Origin of the sequence: Marinimicrobium sp. UBA4209 (assembly GCF_002381585.1) — a bacterium.
Taxonomy (GTDB): Bacteria; Pseudomonadota; Gammaproteobacteria; order Pseudomonadales; family Cellvibrionaceae; genus Marinimicrobium; species Marinimicrobium koreense.
Window position 1 is genome coordinate 16764 of record NZ_DFTP01000104.1, and the last position, 2570, is coordinate 19333.

Annotated in this window: 2 protein-coding genes; both read right to left on the bottom strand. The window is 52.9% G+C overall.

Annotated elements, in window-relative coordinates; all coding sequences use genetic code 11:
- Nucleotides 1–1216, bottom strand: a 1216-nt coding sequence (locus B3187_RS15425; protein WP_286807353.1) for a restriction endonuclease subunit S, incomplete at its 3' end; no start/stop codon positions are given.
- Nucleotides 1217–2570: HsdM family class I SAM-dependent methyltransferase (locus B3187_RS15430; RefSeq protein ID WP_286807354.1), on the bottom strand; the 1354-nt coding region annotated here is incomplete at its 5' end.

The window sequence follows — 2570 nt, forward strand, 5'->3', positions numbered from 1 at the left end:
GGCGGGCCTCCGGCGGAGACTCCTGCTCGACTGGGACTTCCTGCATGCTGGGCGGGAACTGGATATCCAGGTCTTCCACGGACAGCTTGCCGGAGATCAGGCGCGGGAGGAGCAGGTCGCGGGTTTTGGTTAGATTTTGGTTCTGTTCCAATAGATTCTCTATTGTTGTAAATATTGGTGCAGATCGCTCGGTGAATGCCTCAATTACTTCTTCCGTTGGCGAAAGAATCTCCAGCTTCTTGAAGGTGCCCTTCGTTAACTCTGGAAATGTCGCCCCTCCACATAGCTGCTCGAAGTATGGTCTTGCCAATTTCAACCACTGATATAGATAAGGCAGAGGGTATTTCTCATTAGGTATGCAAGTGATAAATCCCTGATTGGTGCAGGCAGGCGTCGTATTGATGCCGATTGCACCAATGGTTGCACGGCTCGTCATCATGACTGAGTATGCGGGGAAAAGCCGTGCCGAACTTCGCGCTAGCCCTTCTTCAGAGCAACGATCCTCTGAATCAGAACAGAATATCCCCGCTGCACCGGTGATATCCGAGGGTGTAAACCAGTTCACTGTCCCATCAGCCCAAAAGCCAGGAACAGATTTTGATGGCGTACCACCGCCGGTAAACTCAAATGCGTCTTCAATTTGCTGCATCTTCCACCCCTCCGGCACACCTTTTACGAAACGGGTGTTCTTATAACCGGGAAAGCGCAGGCGCACAAACCATTCGCGGTAAAGTTCCTCGGCCATTTTTTCCAGCAGCGCAGTGCGGCGCTTGTTGACTTCGATCAGATCGTCGTAGGCCGTCAGGATGGCGGCGATTTTGCGTTGTGTTACAGGGTCTTCCGGAAATAGTATTTTTATTTTGTGAATATGATTGCGGTTTAGGGTCGGGTTAGATGACCCGGTATCGAAATTGTCCAACCTTAATGTGCGCAAAAAGTAGGCGACAAACTGTGGAATGTTACCCTTGAAATCCTTAACCCATAATGTTGTGTCATGCGGCCAAAAGTCCTGCCCAATGAAATGCACCGTTCCAAGCGTACCTTTTCGACCTATTATTACTCCCGGAGCTTTAACTTTAACTTTATTGTGATAACTTGAAATCCCCGACGAAGAAATTATCGGCACGATTCCCGGCGACTGTTCAGCCTTTGTAATATCGAAGCCGCGCTGAAACGTTACGGCACTTCCTAGTTTAATTTCCGAAAACTCATTCATTTATTCTCCAAGCAATGCTCTGGTGTTTGCATGAATCAAGTTTTCCAAGTCTCCTGCAACTTGTGCCTGCACAGCTAAGTCGCCATCAAGCTTTAGAAACTCATCAATAAACTCTTCTTCCGTTCTCCCATCCTCCTCAATAACCACACCCACATAGCGCCCAGGATTCAGCGAATAGTCCTGTTCTTTTACTTCCTCAGGGTCAGCCAGTTTGCACAAACCGGTCACATCCTCGTTTTGCGCTTCGGGGAAGCGTTCCTGCAACCAGAGAATATGGCCAAAGCTGCTTTCGGCGTTTTTCACCTCCTTATGCAATTCTTCCAGCGCAGCTTTCAGTTGCCGGGTGGCGCGATCGGTGCTCTGGCGTTTGCCGACCTGTTTGGCGCCTTCCGCTAGGGCTTTTTCGTGGCGGCGCACGGCCTTGTCGACCTGCTTGAGGCTATCGTGCAGGGCGGTGAAGAAAGGGTCGAAGGTAGCGCGCAGTTCGTGCTGGGCGCGGTTCTTTTTATAAGCCGTTGCTTTGGCCGTGTGTTTTTTCTGGTAAGCGGCCCAGGCTTTTTGCAGGGGCGCCAGGCCCTTCCAGGTATCCACCAGACTGGCCACGGCTTGTTTACCGGCTTGACCTTCTTGATTGCCATCCAGCACCGCCAGCAGTTGCTCGGCCACCGGTTCCACCTGCTTTTGGTTCTCCACTAGCCGCGCCATGCCCTGCTCAAAATAGCGCTCGACCAGCGCAACGAACTCATCGCTACGGCCTTTGTGCAGGCGGCTGATAATGGCGATGTTCTGGATCTGCTCTTCCGAGAATTCGCGGTGGGCGCGGTCGATGGGGGTAAAGATATTGCGCGCGTCGATAAACAGTATGCGCTCGTCCGTCTTTCCCTTATCGAAGAACCACAGAGTGGCAGGCAGGGTGACGGTGTAGAACATATTGGACGGCAGGGTGAGCATGCCGTAGATCAGGTTATTTTCGATCAGGGTCTGGCGGATGTCCGCCTCGGAGTGGCGCGCATCGGAGGCGGAGTTGGCCATAACCAACGCCGCACGGCCACCGGGGTGCTTGTTGTCCGGCTCGCGCAGCGAGGTGGCGAACAGGTTGATCCACAAATAGTTGGCGTTGGGCACCGTTTCTTTGCCCTGTTCGGATTTTTTCGCCTTGGTCTTTTTGCGCGGGATGCCGTAGGTGTTAAAGCGCGGGTCTTTTTCCACCCCGGAGAGCGACACTTCATCCACGTTAAACGGCGGGTTGGCCAGTACGTAATCAAAGTTGCCGAACGAGCCGAAGTGATCGTCGTAGTAGTAGATGCCCTGCAGAATCTGCCCGCGCAGGCCGTTCACGGCCAGGCTCATGCGC